Consider the following 18,662-nt stretch of genomic DNA (forward strand, 5'->3'; position numbering starts at 1 on the left):
GCGAACCGCCGCCATGATCTACGCATGAGGTCCACGCAGGTCCCGGTCGGCGGGCTCGCCGCACTCGGCGTCGGCACGGCGCTCTTCGCCGGCGCCGTCGCGCTGGACCTGCGTGTCGGCGACGCCCCGATCCCGGAGTGGACCGAGGAGCCCGGCTGGACGTTCGCCGCGATGGGGCTCATCCAGGTCGGACTCGGCGTCGTCGTGCTGTGGCACCGTCGCCACCACCCCATCGGCTGGGCCCTGGTGGGCCTCGGCTTCCTGTGGATCCTCGACGGACTGGCGCAGTCCTACGTGAGGCTCGCGGTCCACGAGCAGGAGGCGCTGCCGGGCCTGACCTGGGTGCTGTGGTTCCTCTTCCGGTTCACCGCCGTGCTGCCCATGAACGCCGCGGCCGTCCTGCTGCTGTTCCCCGACGGCCTTCCGCGGGGCCGCTGGCGCGCCGCGGGCTGGGCGAGCCTGGCCCTCATGGGAGCCGGCCTGGTCCTGTTCGTCGTCGTGCCCAGCACCCAGGGCGAGATCGACGCGTCACTGGCGGCGCTCGTTCCCGGGGTCGACACCGACCCCACGTCCATCGAGGCGCTGCGGCCCGTGGCGGAGCAGGTCGTGACCGTCTCGTGGGTCCTCGGCAGCGTCGGATTCGTGCTCGCCCTGGTCACCGTGATGGCGCGGTACCGCGCCTCCCGCGATGCCGAGCGCGAGCGGATGCGGTGGCTCGCGTGGGCCGTCCTGGTGATGGTCCTGCTGATCGCCACGAGCCTGCTCGTGGACGTCACGGTGCTCAACTCGTTCTTCCTCGGCGCCGCGCTGCTGGTGGGGCCGGTCGCCATGGTCATCGCGATCGTGCGACCCGACATCGTCTCGGTGGAGAACCTGCTGGTCCGCACCCTCGTCTACGGCGGCATCAGCGTCGTCATCGTGCTGGTGGACCTGCTCGCGCTGGCGATCATCTCGGCCACCCTCGGGGACGCCTTCGGCGAGCGACAGGTCGTCCTGCTCGTGCTGCTGCTCGCGGCGATCCTCTACGGCCCGATGCGCCTGCGGATCGAGGGCTGGGTCCGGCGAGCCGTGCTGGGCGACCGACGCGACCCGTACGCCGTCGTCTCGAGCCTCGCGTCGACGCTCGAGCGCTCCGACGACGACGGCGCCCAGCTGGGCGCGGTCGTCGAGGCGGTCTCCACGGCGTTCGGCCTGTCGTTCGTGCAGGTCGAGGTCGACCGCTCGGCCGGCGAGCGCCTCGTCGCGTCGCGGGGCGAGCGCCCCGACCACGTGCGGTCGTTCCCCATCGCCTACCGGTCGCGCACGATCGGACGGCTCACCCTGCCGGCACACGGCGTGCGCAACCACCTCACGGCGCGCGACGAGGTCCTGCTGGCCGACGTCGTCCGCCAGGCGGCGGCCGCCATCCGCTCCAGCCAGCTCAGCGACGAGCTGCAGCGCAGTCGTGAGGGACTCGTCCTCGCCCGCGAGGAGGAGCGGCGCAGGATCCGGCGCGACCTCCACGACGGTCTCGGCCCCTCGCTCTCGGCCGTGGTCTTCCGGCTGGAGTCGGCGCGGCTGACGGTGGCGTCCGACCCGGCATCCGCCGACGAGCAGCTGGCCGAGACCCGCGATGTCGTGCAGGAGATCATCAAGGACGTCCGACGGCTCGTGCACGACCTGCGCCCGCCCGCGCTCGACGACCGGGGTCTCGTGGGAGCCCTGACCCAGCTGGCCGAGCACGCCGACGCGGCCGTCGACGTGCGCGTGACGGCCTCGATCGACGGCGGGCTGCCGGCCGCCGTGGAGGTGGCGGCCTTCCGGATCGCCTCGGAGGCCATGAACAACACCCTGCGGCACGCGCACGCCCGGACCTGCTCGGTCTCGCTCAGCGCCGACCCCCACGAGCTCGTGGTGGAGGTGGCCGACGACGGCGTCGGCATCGCGACCGATGCCCGCCCCGGGATCGGCCTGGTCTCCCTGCGGGAGCGGGCGGCCGAGCTCGGCGGCAGCGTGGAGCTGCGCTGCCCCGACTCCGGGGGCACGATCGTCACCGCGCGACTGCCCCTGCACGGAAGGATGGAGCCATGAGTGAGCCGGTGCGCGTGGTGGTCGTGGACGACCACCGCATCCTGCGCGAGGGACTGGTCGCCCTGCTCGGCGCGATCGACGGGATCGCCGTCACGGGCACCGCCGGCGACGGTCGCGAGGCCATCCACGTGGTCGACGCCGACCCGCCGGACGTCGTGGTGATGGACATCCAGATGCCCGTGCTCGACGGGATCGAGGCGACGCGCCACATCACCGGCCGGCACGACGGCGTCCGCGTGCTGATGCTGACGATGAACGAGGACGACGACACGATCCTGAGCTCGCTGCGCGCCGGTGCCTCGGGGTACCTGCTGAAGGGCGCCGACGCGGCCGAGGTCCATCGCGCGATCCTGGCCACCGCCGGCGGCGGGATGGTGTTCGGTGCGTCGGTCGCGGCCCGGGTCGCGGGGCTCTTCGCCGGACGCACTCGGCACCGCCCGGAGCACCCGTTCCCCGACCTGTCCGAGCGGGAGCGAGCCGTGCTCGACCTGCTGGCCGCGGGACGCAGCAACGACGCGATCGCGGCCGAGCTGTTCGTCTCCAACAAGACCGTGCGGAACGCGGTCTCCTCGATCTACGCCAAGCTGCACGCCGCCGACCGGGCCGAGGCGATCATCCGGGCGCGCGAGGCGGGACTCGGGCGCGACCAGCCCTGAAGGGGAATGCCGCGCCGGAGCGCCCATGGGGAACGGGACCTCCGGCGCGGCACCTGCACGCCGAGTTTGGGGGAAGAATCGGCGTGGTCCGGGTGCAGACACACCCCCCGTGCGCCCGACCCACCGGCCCCTGGGAAGAAGTGGGGCCGACCGGACGTCACGACGCCTCAACAGTCACACGAGTCCCATCTTCAACACAAGTAGGGCACGCGTCGTGTTGCCCACAATCCCGTTCGGCGAGTCACCCCTGATGGATGACCCGGCGGGACTCGCGTCCGGCCATGATGAGGGCGTGACGACAGTCGTCACAGGGGCCGTGGGCCCGGGAGAGCGAAGGACACACCTCAATGGACAGCTTCTGGGACTTCTTGTGGTTGACGATCTCGGTGTTCTTCTTCATGGCGTACCTGATGGTCCTGTTCAACGTCATCGCCGACCTCTTCAGCGATCGCGAGGCCTCGGGTTGGACGAAGGCCATCTGGGTCTTCTTCCTGATCTTCGTGCCGGCCCTGACCGCGCTGGTCTACCTCATCGCGCGGGGCGGGGGCATGGCCGACCGCCAGCGCGCCAAGATGACGGCGCTGCGCGAGCAGAACGACGCCTACATCCGCGACGTCGCCGGCGCCGCGCCGGCCGACCAGATCGCCTCGGCGAAGTCGCTGCTGGACTCCGGCGCCATCTCCGCCGCGGAGTACGAGCAGCTCAAGGCGAAGGCGCTGGCCTGACGGTCAGACCTCGTCGCCCGTGCGGCGGAGCTCGATGCTGATCTGATCGGCATCGAGCTTCGCCAGCATCCGGGTGAGGACCTCGCTGCTGAACGTGCCCTCGGCCCGCTCGTGGAGCAGCACCTCGCGCTGCCGCTCGATGATCTCCAGCCGCACGTCGCTCAGAGCGCCCGGGTCGTAGGCGTCGTCGTCGAGCGTCCGGGTGAACCTCTCGCGCAGCCCCGACAGCTCGGGCGGCAGCTCGGCGTCGTCCAGCACGTCACGCGCGGCCTCGCGCATGCGGCCGTCGAGTCGCGTCCACTCCTGCTCGGCACCGTGCGCCCTCCCGGCCAGGCCGAGGCGCCGGACGAACCAGCCCAGCGTGCCGCCCTGCACGACGAGCGAGGTCAGCGCGACGAAGAAGGCGACGAGCACGAGCAGCGAGCGGTTCTCGGTGTCGGTGGGCAGCGTCTGGGCCGCCGCGAGCGTGACCGCGCCGCGCATGCCCGCCCAGACGAGGATGAAGCCCTCGCGCCGGCCGAACCGGGCCGCGTCGTAGAAGTCGATGTCGTGCGACGCGCGCCGCAGTCGCCGGCGGAACCGGTCGGCCCGCGGGTGCTCGCTGTGCTCGACCTTCGTGGCCCACTCGTCGATCGCCTCGCGCAGCTGGGGCGTCCGTCGCATCCGGCGGCGCTCCATCAGCACGATCGAGAGCGTGTAGAACGCCCGGATCCCGAGCGCGACGACGAGTCCGATGCCCGCCAGCACGGCGGCACGAGCGACGCCGCCCTCCGTCGTGTCCTCGACGTCGCGCACCAGCGCCGAGACCTCCAGGCCCATGATGAGGAAGACCAGCCCTTCGAGCAGCACCTCGATCGTGCGCCAGTTCTGGTGGTCCGAGAGGCGCTGCTTCGGCCCGAGGTGCCTCGCCTGGCCGTGGCCCGTGACGAGCCCCGCCGTGACAGCGGCGACGAGACCGGACGCCTCCAGGTGCTCGGCCGGCAGGAACGCGACGAACGGCACCGTGAAGGAGATCGCGGTGCTGACGGCCTCGTCCTCGATCCGGGCCCGGAGGCGCAGCACCACCGTGCCGACGACCCACCCGATCGCGACGGCCCCGACGACCGCCCACACGAACTCGACGAGGATCGCGCCGAAGCTCACGCCCGCGGCCGTGGCCGCCACCGCCGTGCGCAGCAGCACGAGCGCGGTCGCGTCGTTGAGCAGGCTCTCGCCCTCCAGCACCGTGATCACGCGCGACGGGACGCCGAGCCGCTTCGCGATCGACGTGGCCACCGCGTCGGTCGGGCTGACGATCGCACCCAGCGCCACGGCGAGCGCGAAGTCGATGCCGGGGATGAGCAGCGTGAAGACCACGCCCAGCCCGAGGGCGCTCACGACGACCAGCAGCACGGACAGGCCGCTGATGGTGCGGAAGTCCCGCCGGAAGTCCATCGTCGGCATGTTGACCGCGGCCGAGTAGAGCAGGGGCGGCAGCAGCCCCGCGAGGATCAGCTCGGGATCGATGACGAACTCCGGCGTGAACGGCAGCAGGCTCACGACCAGGCCGATGCCGAGCAGGACCAAGGGGGCGGCGGTGCCGATCCGCGGCGCCACCACGGAGGCGGCCACGATGGCCGCCACGACGAGCACGGCGATCAGGATCGACTCCATGGCCGCCAGCGTAGAGGCAGGCGTCAGGCGAGCATGTCGCGCACGAGCGGCGCAACCCGGGTGCCGTACAGCTCGATGCAGCGCATCAGCTGGTGGTGGGGCATCGCGCCGTTCGCGTACTTGAGGTCGAACCGGCTGATCCCCAGCGCCTTGAGGTTCGTGGCGATCTTGCGCGCCACCGTCTCGGGCGATCCGACGTGCAGGGCGCCCTCGGGGCTGGCGTCGCGCTCGAACTGGATCCGGGTGGTGGGCGGCCAGCCGCGCTCGCGCCCGATGCGGTCGCGCTGCGCCTGGAAGTAGGTGAAGAGCTCGTCGCGGGCCTGCTCGTCGGTGTCGGCGACGTAGCCGGGCGAGTGCATCCCGACCGGCAGCGGATCGACCCCGTCTGCGGCGAGCAGCTCGCGGTAGTAGTTCGCGAACGGCACGAACTGCGCCGGCGGGCCGCCGATGATCGCGAGCATGAGCGGCAGCCGGTAGTGCGCGGCGCGCACGACCGACTGCGGGGTGCCGCCCACGCCGATCCAGACCTTGAGGCGACCCGACTCGGTGGGCGGGTAGATGACCTGGTCGGTGAGCGGGGGCCGGATCGATCCCGACCACGTCACCGGCTCCTCGGTGAGGATCTGCGCGAACAGGTCGAGCTTCTCGGAGAAGAGCCGCTCGTAGTCCTCCAGCTCGAAGCCGAACAGCGGGAAGGACTCGGTGAAGGAGCCGCGGCCCAGGATGACCTCGGCGCGACCGTTCGAGAGCGCGTCGAGGGTGGAGAAGCGCTCGAACACGCGGATGGGGTCGTCGGAGCTGAGCACCGTCACCGCCGAGCCGAGGCGGATCCGCTCGGTGCGCGAGGCGATCGCGGCCAACACGACGTCGGGGGCGGTGATCGCGAAGTCGTCGCGGTGGTGCTCGCCCAGGCCGATGAAGCTCAGCCCCACCTGGTCGGCCAGCACGGCCTGGTCGACGACGTTCCGCAGCACGACGGCGTGGTGCTCGGGGGTGCCGTCCTCGCCGAGGCTGACGTCCCCGAACGTGTCCAGGCCCAGCTCGACGGTGGCGGGATCGATCGCACTCATGGCCCCACCGTAGACGGGGCCGACGACCTCAGCGCCAGCGCCGGATGCTGTAGACGAGCAGCACGATGGCGATCAGGTCGGAGATCCAGATCCCGATCGCGCCCACCAGGCCCGCGGCGGGCAGCTCGGGGCCGAAGCCGACGCCGAGGATCTCGAACTCGGGGATCGTCGGCGAGAGGAACCAGACCAGGCCCACGCCGGCGACCCAGAGGATGCCCAGAACGCTGAGAATGATGCGCGGGATCGTGGCGACGCCGTACTTCGCGGCCTCGATCGCCTTCTCCTCCAGCGGTTCGACGAGCCGGTCGGCCCACGTGTAGTGGCGAGCCAGCAGCGCGATGCCGGCGAACATGCCCAGCAGGCCCGGCCCGGGCATCACCAGCATGACGATGCCCAGCACGACGAGGGTCCAGCCGAGCGCCTCGGAGCCCGTGCGTTGGAACCAGCCACGCACGCGCGCACCGAAGGTCATGGGAACATCCTGCCAGCCCCGTGCCAACCTCTCGCCGACGTCGGGTCGGGCGGCACGGACGGCTCAGCGCGAGACGAAGATGTGGGCGGCTGCCTCGGCGTCGATCTCGGCGGTCTCGGACTGGCGCGCGACGACGAGTCCGTCGTGGCCGCGCGAGGCGAGGACGTCGTTGCCCGGGAGCGCACCCACGCGCCGCAGGACCGACATGACCTCGGTGTCCTTCTGGAGCTCCTCGGCGATGCGGCGCACGACCACGCGCACGGGCTCGGTGCCGACCGCGGCGGTCAGCAGCGACTCGACGCCGTCGAGGAACTCGGCCGGGCGGACGACCTCGCCGAGCTCGCCGAGTCCGGGGATCGGGTTGCCGTAGGGCGACTCGGTGGGGTGGCCCAGCAGCGCGACGAGACGGCGCTCGACCTGCTCGGACATGACGTGCTCCCAGCGGCAGGCCTCTTCGTGCACGTACTCGATCTCGAGGCCGATGACGTCGGTCAGCAGGCGCTCGGCCAGGCGGTGCTTGCGCATGACGCGGGTGGCCAGCGAGCGGCCGCGCTCGGACAGCTCGAGGTGACGGTCGCCCTCGACCGTGAGCAGCCCGTCGCGCTCCATGCGCGCCACCGTCTGGCTCACCGTCGGGCCACTCTGGTGGAGGCGCTCGGCGATCCGGGCCCGCAGCGGGATGATCCCCTCCTCCTCCAGCTCGAAGATGGTCCTCAGGTACATCTCGGTGGTGTCGATCAGCTCGCTCACGCGGCCATTGTTCCATGTGACGCCGCGGGTCAGGCCCGGTGCGTCGATCGGCCGCCCTCCCGCCGTCGGCGGATCGGCCCGGGTGCGGACCAAGCTCGCTCAGGGGACGATGCCGAGGTGACCGTCTCCGTGATGTGGTTCCGCGCCGACCTGCGCCTGCACGACCACGGCGCGCTGAGGTCGGCGGTCGAGGCGGGGCCCGACGGCGTGGTCCCGCTGTTCGTCCTCGACGACCACTTCCCGGCCGAGAACATGCCGGTGCGGGCGGCGTACCTGACCCGGCTGCTGGCCGACTTCGACGAGCGCATCGAAGGGCTGCACCTGGTGCGGGGCCGGCCCGAGGTGGAGGTGCCGCGCGTGGTCGAGCAGGCGGGCGCGAGCAGCGTCCACGTGACCGCCGGGCACACCCCCTACGCCCTCCGCCGGGACGCGCGGGTCGGCGAGGCGCTCGGCGACGTGCCGCTCGTGGCCGCGGACTCGCCGTACGCCGTCGCGCCGGGATCGGTGCGCAAGGGCGACGGGTCGGCCTACAAGGTGTTCACCCCGTGGTTCCGCGCGTGGCAGTCGCAGGGTGCCCACCCGCCGGTGACGGCGGTGCGCTCGCACGCGGTGCCGTGGGTCCGGCCGGGCGGATCGGTGGCCCTGCCCGACGTGCGCGAGGCCGACGGGGTCGACCTCCCCGCGGCGGGCGAGCAGGCCGCCCGGGCGCACTGGCGGCGGTGGCTCGACGAGCACGTCGACGACTACGACAGCGAGCGCGACCGCCCCGACCTCGACACGACCTCGCGGATGTCGGTGCACCTGAAGTGGGGCACGATCCACCCGCGCACCCTGCTGGCCGACCTCGCCGAGCGGTCGTCGGCCGGCGCCCGCGCCTACGAGCGCCAGCTGGCGTTCCGCGAGTTCTACGCCGACGTCCTCCACGAGTGGCCGGGCTCGGCGTTCGGCTACTACAACCGCGACTACGAGCGGATGCAGTACGACGAGCCGGCCGGCGACTTCGAGGCGTGGAAGGAGGGGCGCACCGGCTTCCCCTTCATCGACGCGGGGATGCGCCAGCTGCTCGCGCAGGGTTGGATGCACAACCGGGTGCGGATGGCGGTCGCCAGCTTCCTCGTGAAGGACCTGCACCTGGAGTGGACCCACGGGGCGCGCTGGTTCCGCGAGCGGCTCGTCGACGCCGACCTCGCGAACAACCAGCACGGCTGGCAGTGGGTGGCCGGGTGCGGCACCGACGCCGCCCCCTACTTCCGCGTCTTCAACCCCGTGGGCCAGGGCCGTCGCTTCGACCCCGACGGCGCCTACATCCGGCGCTGGGTGCCGGAGCTGCGCGGGGTGGAAGGCCGCGGCGTGCACGAGCCCTGGACCCTCCCTGACCCGCCGGCCGACTACCCGCCACCGCTGGTCGACCACGCGCAGGAGCGGCTGGAGACCCTGCGCCGCCACGACGCGCTCGGAGGATAGCGTCGGGGCATGGTCACGATCCCTCGTCAGTTCAACGGCCCGCCCGACTCCGGCAACGGTGGCTGGGTGTGCGGCCTGGTCGCCCAGGAGCGGCTCGCGCAGGACCACACCGGCCCCGTCACGTCGCGACTGCGGATGCCGCCGCCGCTCGACACCCCGCTGGCCTGGGAGCACGACACCGACGAGACCCGGCTCGTGACCCACGGAGGAGCGCTCGTCGGCACCGTCGGCCCGGGCGCCTTCACCCGGGAGCCGCCGCCCTTCCTGGACGCGTCCGTCGTCGAGGCCGGACTGGCCGCCTACCCGGGCTTCACGACGCACCCGTTCGACCAGTGCTTCACGTGCGGCACCGCGCGCGGTGAGGGTGACGGGCTCCGCATCTTCAGCGGCCCCGTCGGCGACGACCTCACGGCCGCCCCGTGGACCGTGCATCCCTCGTTCGCCGAGGCGGACGGCACGGTGGGCCTGCCCGTCGCGTGGGCAGCCCTGGACTGCCCCGGCGGGTGGGCGGCTGACTTCTCGGTGCAGCCGATGGTGCTCGGCACGATGACCGCCGAGGTGCTCTCCGCCCCCGTGGCCGGCGAGACGTATCACGCGGTGGGCCAGCTGGCTGCGCGCGAGGGCCGCAAGTTCTTCACCGGCACGGCGCTCTACACGCCGGCCGGCGAGCTGGTCGGCCGCGCCGAGCAGGTCTGGATCGAGATCGACATCGCCACCTTCGGCAGCTGACCGCTAGGGGGTCGGGTGGCGGCCGTCGTAAGCCAGGAAGCGGCGGCGCAGGGCCACCGAGGTGAGCACGCCGGCGATGCACAGCCCGCCGCCGATGACCATCGCCCACGGCTCGCCGACGAGTGAGGCGACCGAGCCGATCACGAAGTCGCCCAGGCGCGGCCCGCCCGCGACGACGACGATGAACAGGCCCTGCATGCGCCCGCGCATCTCGTCCGGCGCGGCCGACTGCAGGATCGTCGAGCGGTAGGCGGCACTGATCATGTCGGAGGCGCCGGACAGCGCCAGGAACGTGACGGCCAGCCACAGCAGGCCCGGCAGCCCGATCGCCGAGAAGCCCACCGCCGCGACGCTCGCACCGTAGGCGACGATCGCCACGACGATCGCGACACCGTGCCGGTGCACCCGGCTGACCCAGCCCGACACCACGAACGCCAGCAGCGAGCCGATCGCCGGCGACGCCTGGAGCAGGCCCAGCGAGGAGGCGCCCGCGTCGCCGCCGCCCGACGTGGCGTAGACGGTGGCCGCCAGCGCGGGGAACAGCGCGCGCGGCTGGGCGAAGACCATCGCGCACAGGTCGACGACGAACGACATCGCGATGTTGGGCGCGGTCCGCAGGAACCTCAGCCCGTCGATGACGGACCTGATGCCCGGCACCGGCATCTTCGTGGCGGGAGGGAGGGCCGGGAGTCGCACCACCGAGTACAGCGCCGCCACGTAGAGCAGCACGTCCACCACGTAGGCCGCCTCCACGCCCCGCCACGCGATCAGCGCACCTCCGACGAGCGGACCCACCGTGAACGACAGGTTCGTCGAGGCCATGCCGAGAGCGTTCGCCGCCGGCAGCAGGTGCCCGGGCAGCAGCTGAGGCAGCATCGCCGCGCGGGCCGGGTTGTTGACGGCGAAGAACAGCGCCTGCACCGCGACGACGCCGTAGAGGAAGCCGACGGACTCCACGTCGGCCACGCTGTGCGCGACCAGCGCCATGGCCGACACCCACAGGCCGATCGCCGACGCCAGCGCCACGGTGCGACGGTCGAACGCGTCGACGAGCGCGCCTCCGTACAGGCCGCCCACGATGAGCGGCAGCAGCCCCGCGAGGCCGACCAGGCCGACCGAGAACGACGACTCGGTGAGGGTCCAGACCTCCCAGGCGACCGCGACCACCGACATCTGCTGGCCGAAGCCCGAGACGGCCTGCCCGATCCACAGCCTGCGGTAGGCCGGGGACACCCGCAGGGGGCGGACGTCGGTGAGGAGCTTTCGCACCGGAGCAGCCTAGGCGCGGGTCTCGGCGCCGGTGACCGCGCCGTCGGTCAGGGCGCGAGCCGGTCGCGCGTCCAGTCGTCCCCGCGGCGCGTGAACCGGATGCGGTCGTGGAGGCGGTTCTCGCGGCCGTGCCAGAACTCCAGGACCTCGGGCGCGATGCGGTAGCCACCCCATCCCTCGGGACGCCGCTCGGCGGCCCCGTGATTCTCGGCCTCGTGCCAGCGGCGCTCGAGCTCCTCGCGGCCGGCGACGACCTGCGACTGCGGCGACGAGGCCGCGCTGATCCGCGCTCCCTCCGGCCGGGCGAGGAAGTAGGCGTCCGACTCGTGCGGGTCGAGACGGGTCACCCCGCCCTCGATCCGCAGCTGGCGGTGCAGCGGGTGCCACAGCAGCACGGCCGCCGCGCGGGGATTCTGCTCCAGCTCGCGACCCTTCCGCGAGTCGTAGTTCGTGAAGAAGTCGGCGCCGGTCGCGTCGAAGCCCTTCAGCAGCACGATGCGCACCGAGGGCTCGCCGTCGCGGGTGGCGGTGGCCAGCGCCATCGCGTTCGGCTCGTGCACGCCCGCGGCGATCGCCTCGGCGATCCAGGCCTGCGCGAGCCCGATCGGGTCGTCCCCCGCGGTGGCCTCGTCCAGGCCGGCCTTCGCGTACTCGGTCCGCATCCGGGCCAGGTCGTCGCTCATGGCGCCACGGTATCCGGGCTGACGACCGTACCTCGCGAAGCAGCCGGGAATCGACCGTGCTGCTCGTCGTAGAACGGCCACAGGGCACTATTGAGGCATGACTCAAGTACACCACGGACTGGAAGGCGTCGTAGCGTTCGAGAGCGAGATCGCCGAGCCCGACAAGGAAGGCTCCGCGCTCCGGTACCGCGGCGTCGACATCGATGACCTCGTCGGCCGCGTGCCGTTCGAGAAGATCTGGGGCCTGCTGGTCGACGGCTCCTACGACCCGGGCCTGCCTCCGGCCGAGCCGTACCCGATCCCCGTGCACTCCGGCGACATCCGCGCCGACGTCCAGAGCGCGATCGCCCAGATGGCTCCCGTGTGGGGCCTGCGTCAGCTCTACGACATCGAGACCCCCGAAGAGGTGCGCGACGACCTCGCCCGCACCGCGGTGATGGTGCTGTCGTACGTCGCCCAGGCCGCCCGCGGCCTCGGCAAGCCGATGGTCCCCCAGAGCGAGATCGACAAGTGCGACACGATCGTCGAGCGGATGCTGACCCGCTGGCGCGGTGAGGTCAACCCGGACCACGCCAAGGCCATCGACGCCTACCTGGTCTCCGCCGCCGAGCACGGCATGAACGCCTCCACGTTCACCGCTCGCGTCATCTCCTCCACCGGCGCCGACGTGGCCGCCGCCCTCTCCGGCGCGGTCGGCGCGATGTCGGGCCCGCTGCACGGCGGCGCCCCCTCGCGCGTGCTCCACATGATCGAGCAGGTCGAGAAGACCGGCGACGCCGAGGCGTACGTCAAGAACCTCCTCGACTCCGGTGAGCGCCTCATGGGCTTCGGTCACCGCGTCTACCGCGCCGAGGACCCCCGCGCCCGCACGCTGCGTCGCACGGCCAAGGAGCTCGCCGCCCCGCGCGCCGAGGTCGCCGAGGCACTCGAGCAGGCCGCCCTGAAGGAGCTGCGCGAGCGCCGCCCCGACCGCGTCCTGGAGACGAACGTCGAGTTCTGGGCCGCGATCGTGCTGGACTTCGCGGAGATCCCCGCGAACATGTTCACCGCGATGTTCACGTCGGCGCGTACCGCCGGCTGGAGCGCCCACATCCTCGAGCAGTACAAGACCGGCCGCCTGATCCGCCCCTCGGCGATCTACACCGGTCCGGCCTCGCGCACCGCCGACGAGGTTCCCGGCTGGAACCCGGCCTGGGCCGAGACCAAGGCCTGAGCCACCGCACGACCCGCACGGGGTGTCGCCACGATCGTGGCGGCGCCCCGTTCTGCTTCCTTACTCCTCGCACTCATCCCTTGTCTTGTTGGGGCCCATGGATGATCTCGATACACCGCCTCGCAAGCTCGGCGGCACTCGATCACCGCGGGACCCGCTGAACAACGCGGCACTTCGATCGACGACGAGTCAGCTCGGCGGCACTCGTTCAACGGCGGGACCCGCTGAACACAGCGGCACTTCGATCGACGACGAGTCAGTTCGGGGCGGCGCCGCGCTCGGACTCGTTGAAGACGGCGTCGATGACGCGGTCGGAGGCGTGCCCGTCCTCCAGCCCGCCGAAGCGCTCGCGGAACGCGGCCAGGCGGTCGGCGTACTGGACCTCGACCTCGCCGAGTCGGGCGACGGCGTCGATGACCTCGTCGCTCGTGCGCACCACGGGACCGGGCGCGATCTCCTCGAGGTCGACGTAGAAGCCGCGCAGGGCGTCGCGGTAGTGCTCGAGGTCGTAGACGTAGGAGATGATCGGCCGGCCGCGCTGGGCGTAGTCGAACATGATCGACGAGTAGTCCGTGATCAGCGCGTCGGCCACCAGCAGCAGGTCCTGCGTGTCCGGGTACTTCGAGACGTTGGCGATGCTCGCGTCGAGGTCCTTCGGCCAGGTGAACTTCACCAGCGGGTGCAGGCGCACGAGCAGGGTCACGTTCTCGCCGAGGCGCTCGGCGAAGCGGCCGAGGTCGAGGGCCATGTCGTGGGCCCACGCGCCCTTCGCGCCGGCCGCGCGGCCGTCGTCGCGGAACGTGGGCGCGTAGAGCACCACCGTGCGGTCCTCGGGCAGGCCCAGCCGCAGTCGGGTCTCGCGTGCCCGCTGCCGGCCCACCTCGGTGTGGAACACGTCGTTGCCGGGGTACCCGGACTCGATGATCGGGCCGGTGAAGCCGAAGGCGCTGCGGAAGGCCGCGGTCGCGTACGGGCTCGGGGAGACCAGGCTCGACCACCGATCCACCAGCTCCTGCGCCTTCTGGTGGTAGTCGTCGGCGCGCCCGTGCATGACCGGCACGTCGTTCTGCATCCGCTTGAGCGGGGTGCCGTGCCACGTCTGCAGGTAGTGGGTGCCCCGCGGGCGGCGGCACAGGTCGTGCACGTTCTGGTTGAACACCCAGTAGCGCGCCCGCGACATCGTCCAGAAGTAGCGCGGCGTCAGGCGGAACACCTTGTGCGCGTCCGGCGGCACCCGCAGCGTGGAGTTGTTGACGTACCAGAGGTCCAGTGAGGTCCCCCGCTCGTGGAGGCGCTCGAACAGGGCCCGCGGGCTGCCGCCGTAGGCACTGCCGCGGTCGCTCTCGAAGACGGCGATGTCGCGGCGCGGCAACAGGCTGCCGAAGCGGAACATCAGCGACATCACGCGGTAGTAGTGCGGCCCGGCGCGGAAGCGCTTGAAGGCGTCGCGCACGGCGCGCACGTTGCGCAGCCGCAGCAGCCGCGTGGAGAGGCCGTCGGCGGTGCGCACCATCTCGTAGTTGCGCTCCCCGTAGCCCGATGTCGGGAGCTCGAGGAAGGCGGCGGCGCGACGCGCGTACTCGTCGTCCATCGCGAAGCCCGAGCCGGCCGACCGGGCCACCTCACCGGCCAGGTCGGCCGCGCGGTGCGCGATCGGCCCGGGCAGGGCGGTGGCGGCGTCGATGAACGGCGTGCGGGCACCGGTGAGCACCGCGTCGTCGAAGCGGAAGAAGAACACCGGTCGCCGCAGGAACGCCGCGTCCCACGCGACGCTGGAGTAGTCGGTCACGAGGGCGGCGCTGGTGCGGATGAGCTCCTGCACGTCGGCGTCGCGGGGGGCGATCGAGATCCCCTCGAGCGGCAGGTCGTCCACCAGCGCCCGCAGGTTCGGGTGCATCACCATGAGGATCTCGACGCCGTCGCGCTGCAGCGCCTGCAGCTGGGGGTCGTTGAGGAAGTCCAGCCAGTTGGCCAGGTAGGTGCTGGTGAGCACGCTCTCGCGGCTGGTCAGCCAGTCGCGCCAGGTGGGCATCACGAGGAGCCGGCGCTGCACCTGCGGCTCGCCCTCGAAGAGCGAGTCGTACCGCGCGAAGCCGGTCACCTCGACCTGCGAGGGGAAGAAGTCGAGGTCCTCGATGAAGATCTGGCGCTCGGCGGCCGAGTTCACGACCACCCGGTCCGGCGGCATCTCCTGCATGTGCAGGCGGCCGTAGTTGAGCCGCACGTTCTTCATGCCGGTGACGCCGTGCTGGAGGAACACGCGCAGGCCGCGCGCGTGCCGGGCCAGCCGGGGCGACCGCGAGGCGTGCAGGTACTCCGCGTGGTGGCTGCCGACGAAGCGCGACGCCAGGGCCGTGTAGCGGATGTGCTCGCGCGAGCGGGCCGTGACGACGTTCCCGAACGGCTCGACCTTGTCGCGGTCGGGCGAGTCGGCGTCGATCACGTAGTAGGCGCGACGGTCAGGGTGGTTGCGGCGGATCCAGCGGAACAGCGCGAAGCCGTTGTCCTGCGCCTTGTAGGGCACCTCCCCCACGAGCCAGATGCCCGAGAACGGGCGCAGCGGTGCGAGCAGCCACGCCCACCGCTCGATCCGGCGCAGGTACCGGTGGTTCTCGACGGTGAAGCGCTCCGACCAGAACGCGAGCCGCTTGGCACGGAAGGTCAGGTAGGGCACCCACTGGTCGACGTGGGCACCACCCTGCGTCGGCACCGGCAGGTCGCGCAGCCTGAAGTGGGAGAAGCTCTTCTCCGCGAACGGCACCCGCACCGGCAGCTCGAACCCGTCGAGCTCCATGATCAGGTGCGGGTCGATGATGCCCTCGCGCTCGGCGTCGTCCACGGCGTCGGGCGTGATGTCGAAGCTGATCCGGTAGTCGTACAGGCCGTGCGCGGCGGTGGCGTCGAGCGACTCGACGCGCACGGGGATCTCCTGGGTGGTCCCGGAGAACCGCCACTGCAGCGACAGCCGGATGTCGCTCGCCGGACGCGAGAACGTCTTGAGGACGAGGTCCGCGGCGATCCCGCGCGGGCCGACGTCGAGCCGCTTGCCCTCCACCTCGAAGCGACGGATCGGCTCGGCGGCGTAGCGCACCGAGACGTTGCCCTGGTCGGTGACGTGGGTCCAGGCGTGCACCTGCTCGCCGAATGGGGACGCGGCGCCCTCGATCTCGATGAACGCCATCGCCGCCGAGGTGTCGGTGTGGTCGAAGCGGCCCAGGCGCTGCTCGGTGCGCTTCTTTCCCATCCCCTCGACCTCGACGAACAGGTCGAAGCGTCCGGCGGCCCGGCCGCCGAGCTCCCAGAGCCGCACGGGATCGAGGGCGAACGCGAACGTGGCGGACGGGGCCTGCTCGAGGCGGAGGCTGACCTGGCCGAGCCGGCTGGCGGGACGAACCACCAGGGCGACCACGCGCACCGGGTCGCGGAACTCGCCGGCGTAGTGGACGAGGCCGGCCTCGTGGCGCACCACGAGGGAGGCGTGGGGCCGGGGCGCGGGACCCTTGCCGAGGGCACGGCGCAGGCGGTCCTTCGCGCGCTCGGGCACCATCGCGACGACCCGACGCCGTACTCGACCCACGTCAGGCATGCTCTCCTCGGTTCCCGTCGACTTCACGGCGGGACGCCCCCACCACGCGATTCTCGATTCTAGAGGGGGACGCCGCGTCCCGACCGGTCGCCCGCGGGCCGCGGTGGGCGCGATGGGGACCGCCCTCGTATCGTGGTGCGGTGCCCGCCAGTCCTCCCAGCGACCGATTCAGGGCCGAGATCTCGGCCCTGCGCGCCTGTGCCGTGCTGCTCGTGGTCATCTACCACCTCTGGCCGGGGCGCCTTCCGGGCGGCTACATCGGCGTCGACGTCTTCTTCGTCATCTCCGGCTTCCTGATCACCGGGCACCTGCTGCGCGAGTCCGCCGACACCGGGAAGGTCGACCTGGCCCGGTTCTGGGCGCGCCGCGCCCGGCGCCTGCTGCCGGCGGCGTACCTCGTGCTGGCCGTGTCCGCGCTCGCCGTCTGGCTCTGGATGCCGCTGGTCACCTGGAGCCAGAACTTCAAGGAGATCGTCGCCTCGGCGCTGTACGTGCAGAACTGGGCCCTGGCGGCCGACTCGGTGAACTACCTCGCCGCCGAGAACGACCCGACGACCGTGCAGCACTACTGGACGCTCTCGATCGAGGAGCAGTTCTACCTCGTGTGGCCGCTGCTGGTGATCCTGGCCACCGTCCTGGCGGTGCGGACGGGTCGGTCACGCAAGCTCATGGTCGCCCTCGTGCTCGGCACCGCGACCGTCGCGAGCCTGGCGTACTCGCTGTGGATCACCCAGGCGAACCCGCCGGCCGCCTACTTCGTCACCCCGGCGCGGGCGTGGCAGTTCGGCGCCGGCGCCCTGCTGGCGCTCGCGATGGGCAGCGCCACGGTGCGCCGCGGAGCACCCACCGCCCTGCTGTCGTGGGCGGGCTTCCTGACGCTGGCATGGTGCGGCCTGACGTACGACGACTCCACGCCGTTCCCGGGCACCGCCGCGATCGTCCCCGTGGTGGCCACCCTCGCGGTGATCTGGGCGGGCGAGCCCCGGGGCGTCCTCTCCCCCACGCCCGTCATGCGGTGGCGCCCCACCCACACCCTCGGCGAGATCTCCTACTCGATGTACCTGTGGCACTGGCCGCCGATCGTGATCCTGCCGTTCGTGCTGGGCCACGAGTTGGGGCTCGGCCCGCGCGTCGGGATCCTCGTGTTCACGATCGTCGCCGCCTGGGCCACCAAGCGCTGGGTCGAGGACCCCATCCGCTTCACGCACCGCTTCGGTCTGCGCCGGCCGGCCATCACGGGACTGGCCACTCTGGTCGGCGCGGCCGCGCTCGTCGGGGCGTCGCTGGCCGGGCACCAGACCGCCGCCGCGGCCCAGGAGCGCGCCGTCGCCGTCGCCGAGAAGCTGGTCGAAGACGCCCCCGCCTGCTTCGGCGCGGCCTCGCGCGATCCCGAGAACCCGTGCCACAACCCCGAGCTCGACGACCAGCTGATCCCGTCGCCCGAGGCCGTGGTCAACGACTACGAGAAGGAGTACCCGGACTGCTTCGGGGGTGTGCACGACACCGAGCTCAACGACTGCACCTTCGGCGACCTCGACGACGACTCGCTGCCGCACGTGACCCTCGTGGGCGACTCCCACGCCCGGTCGTTCCTGCCCACGCTGGTCCGGATGGCCGACCAGAAGCTCATCACGCTCTCCGCCCAGCTGAGGAGCAGCTGCTCGTGGACCCGTGACGAACCCGACCACGACGACCCGCTGCGCGTCAGCACCTGCCAGGAGTTCAAGGCGAACCTCCAGGAGTGGCTGCTCGATCGCACCGACTCCACCGACCTGGTCCTGACCACCGGCTACGCCCGGATGCTCAGCGGGTCGAACGAGGAGCGCGTCGAGAGCATGGAGGCCGTGTGGCGTCCGGTGCTGGACCGGGGCGTGCGGGTGGTCGCGATCCGCGACAACCCCCGCCTGCCGCGCGCCCCGCAGAAGTGCCTCGCCCAGCTGGAGAGCATCACGCCGGACGCGTGCGCATTCAGCCGCGAGGAGGCCTTGTCGCACTTCGACGCCTTCGCGACCGCCGGCCGCCAGGTCGAGGGCGCGCAGACGCTGGACCTGAGCGACCTCTACTGCGACGACGAGACCTGCCCGTCGATCATCGGCGGCGTGAACGTGTACCGCGACATCACCCACCTGAGCGTCACGTACGTGCGCACGATGACGCCGTACGTGTACCGGCGACTGGTGGACATGAACGCCCTGCCGCGTCCCTCGTGAGGGCCCCTGACATGACGATGCCGCGGCGCCGTATCACCCCCCCGAGGTGATGCGACGACGCGGCGGTCGCTGAGGGAAGACTAACCCATCCGCTAGTTCTTTGTAACTAGTC

The 18,662-nt window shown here is 71.9% G+C and carries 14 protein-coding genes; 7 read left to right on the forward strand and 7 right to left on the reverse strand.

The features are described 5' to 3' along the window. The first annotated feature begins 24 nt into the window (after nucleotides 1-24). The 3 genes from H1W00_RS01080 to H1W00_RS01090 all read left to right on the forward strand — a co-directional run bounded on the left by H1W00_RS01080 (nucleotide 25) and on the right by H1W00_RS01090 (nucleotide 3,451). Nucleotides 25-2,070: a sensor histidine kinase gene (locus H1W00_RS01080; protein WP_181752865.1), complete on the forward strand. Its 2,046-nt coding sequence runs from the start codon at nucleotides 25-27 to the stop codon at nucleotides 2,068-2,070. Continuing rightward, complete coding sequence (locus H1W00_RS01085; protein WP_181752866.1) at nucleotides 2,067-2,726, forward strand: response regulator transcription factor; 660 nt, start codon at nucleotides 2,067-2,069, stop codon at nucleotides 2,724-2,726. Before H1W00_RS01080 ends, H1W00_RS01085 begins: the two co-directional genes overlap by 4 nt. A gap of 347 nt (nucleotides 2,727-3,073) precedes the next feature. Next, nucleotides 3,074-3,451 carry an SHOCT domain-containing protein gene (locus H1W00_RS01090; protein WP_181752868.1) on the forward strand — a complete coding sequence of 126 codons (378 nt, stop codon included), beginning with the start codon at nucleotides 3,074-3,076 and terminating at the stop codon, nucleotides 3,449-3,451. Nucleotides 3,452-3,454: 3 nt separating this feature from the next. Here the strand turns inward: H1W00_RS01090 and H1W00_RS01095 are convergent, their stop codons facing one another. The 4 genes from H1W00_RS01095 to H1W00_RS01110 form a co-directional block, all read right to left on the reverse strand. Then, on the reverse strand, nucleotides 3,455-5,104 hold the full coding sequence (locus H1W00_RS01095; RefSeq protein ID WP_181752870.1) for a cation:proton antiporter: 1,650 nt from the start codon (nucleotides 5,102-5,104) through the stop codon (nucleotides 3,455-3,457). Between the two features lie 23 nt (nucleotides 5,105-5,127). Next, nucleotides 5,128-6,174 carry an LLM class flavin-dependent oxidoreductase gene (locus H1W00_RS01100; protein ID WP_181752871.1) on the reverse strand — a complete coding sequence of 349 codons (1,047 nt, stop codon included), beginning with the start codon at nucleotides 6,172-6,174 and terminating at the stop codon, nucleotides 5,128-5,130. Between the two features lie 28 nt (nucleotides 6,175-6,202). Then, nucleotides 6,203-6,646: a PGPGW domain-containing protein gene (locus H1W00_RS01105; protein ID WP_181752873.1), complete on the reverse strand. Its 444-nt coding sequence runs from the start codon at nucleotides 6,644-6,646 to the stop codon at nucleotides 6,203-6,205. Between the two features lie 63 nt (nucleotides 6,647-6,709). Continuing rightward, complete coding sequence (locus tag H1W00_RS01110) at nucleotides 6,710-7,396, reverse strand: iron-dependent transcriptional repressor DtxR (protein ID WP_078700024.1); 687 nt, start codon at nucleotides 7,394-7,396, stop codon at nucleotides 6,710-6,712. 117 nt (nucleotides 7,397-7,513) lie between these two features. Between H1W00_RS01110 and H1W00_RS01115 the strand changes: the two genes are divergently transcribed. Then, the gene (locus H1W00_RS01115; RefSeq protein WP_338072790.1) at nucleotides 7,514-8,860 is read left to right on the forward strand and encodes a cryptochrome/photolyase family protein; all 1,347 of its coding nucleotides are present in this window, start codon (nucleotides 7,514-7,516) and stop codon (nucleotides 8,858-8,860) included. 9 nt (nucleotides 8,861-8,869) lie between these two features. After that, nucleotides 8,870-9,589: a hypothetical protein gene (locus H1W00_RS01120; protein ID WP_181752875.1), complete on the forward strand. Its 720-nt coding sequence runs from the start codon at nucleotides 8,870-8,872 to the stop codon at nucleotides 9,587-9,589. Between the two features lie 3 nt (nucleotides 9,590-9,592). Here the strand turns inward: H1W00_RS01120 and H1W00_RS01125 are convergent, their stop codons facing one another. Together H1W00_RS01125 and pdxH are read right to left on the reverse strand one after the other, a co-directional pair. Continuing rightward, complete coding sequence (locus H1W00_RS01125; protein ID WP_181752877.1) at nucleotides 9,593-10,858, reverse strand: MFS transporter; 1,266 nt, start codon at nucleotides 10,856-10,858, stop codon at nucleotides 9,593-9,595. 47 nt (nucleotides 10,859-10,905) lie between these two features. After that, a complete protein-coding gene (pdxH, locus tag H1W00_RS01130) occupies nucleotides 10,906-11,541 on the reverse strand; it encodes a pyridoxamine 5'-phosphate oxidase (RefSeq protein WP_181752879.1) in 636 nt (211 codons plus the stop codon). A gap of 97 nt (nucleotides 11,542-11,638) precedes the next feature. Between pdxH and H1W00_RS01135 the strand changes: the two genes are divergently transcribed. After that, complete coding sequence (locus H1W00_RS01135) at nucleotides 11,639-12,754, forward strand: citrate synthase 2 (protein WP_181752881.1); 1,116 nt, start codon at nucleotides 11,639-11,641, stop codon at nucleotides 12,752-12,754. A 256-nt stretch (nucleotides 12,755-13,010) separates the two neighbouring features. Here H1W00_RS01135 and H1W00_RS01140 read toward each other — a convergent pair whose 3' ends face one another. Next, nucleotides 13,011-16,340: a CDP-glycerol glycerophosphotransferase family protein gene (locus H1W00_RS01140; protein ID WP_181752883.1), complete on the reverse strand. Its 3,330-nt coding sequence runs from the start codon at nucleotides 16,338-16,340 to the stop codon at nucleotides 13,011-13,013. 140 nt (nucleotides 16,341-16,480) lie between these two features. On the opposite strand from H1W00_RS01140, the gene H1W00_RS16900 reads away from it, so the two are divergent. Next, complete coding sequence (locus tag H1W00_RS16900; protein WP_181752885.1) at nucleotides 16,481-18,550, forward strand: acyltransferase family protein; 2,070 nt, start codon at nucleotides 16,481-16,483, stop codon at nucleotides 18,548-18,550. The last annotated feature ends 112 nt before the right edge of the window (nucleotides 18,551-18,662 follow it).

This window comes from Aeromicrobium phoceense, from assembly GCF_013868155.1.
Lineage (GTDB): Bacteria > Actinomycetota > Actinomycetes > Propionibacteriales > Nocardioidaceae > Aeromicrobium > Aeromicrobium phoceense.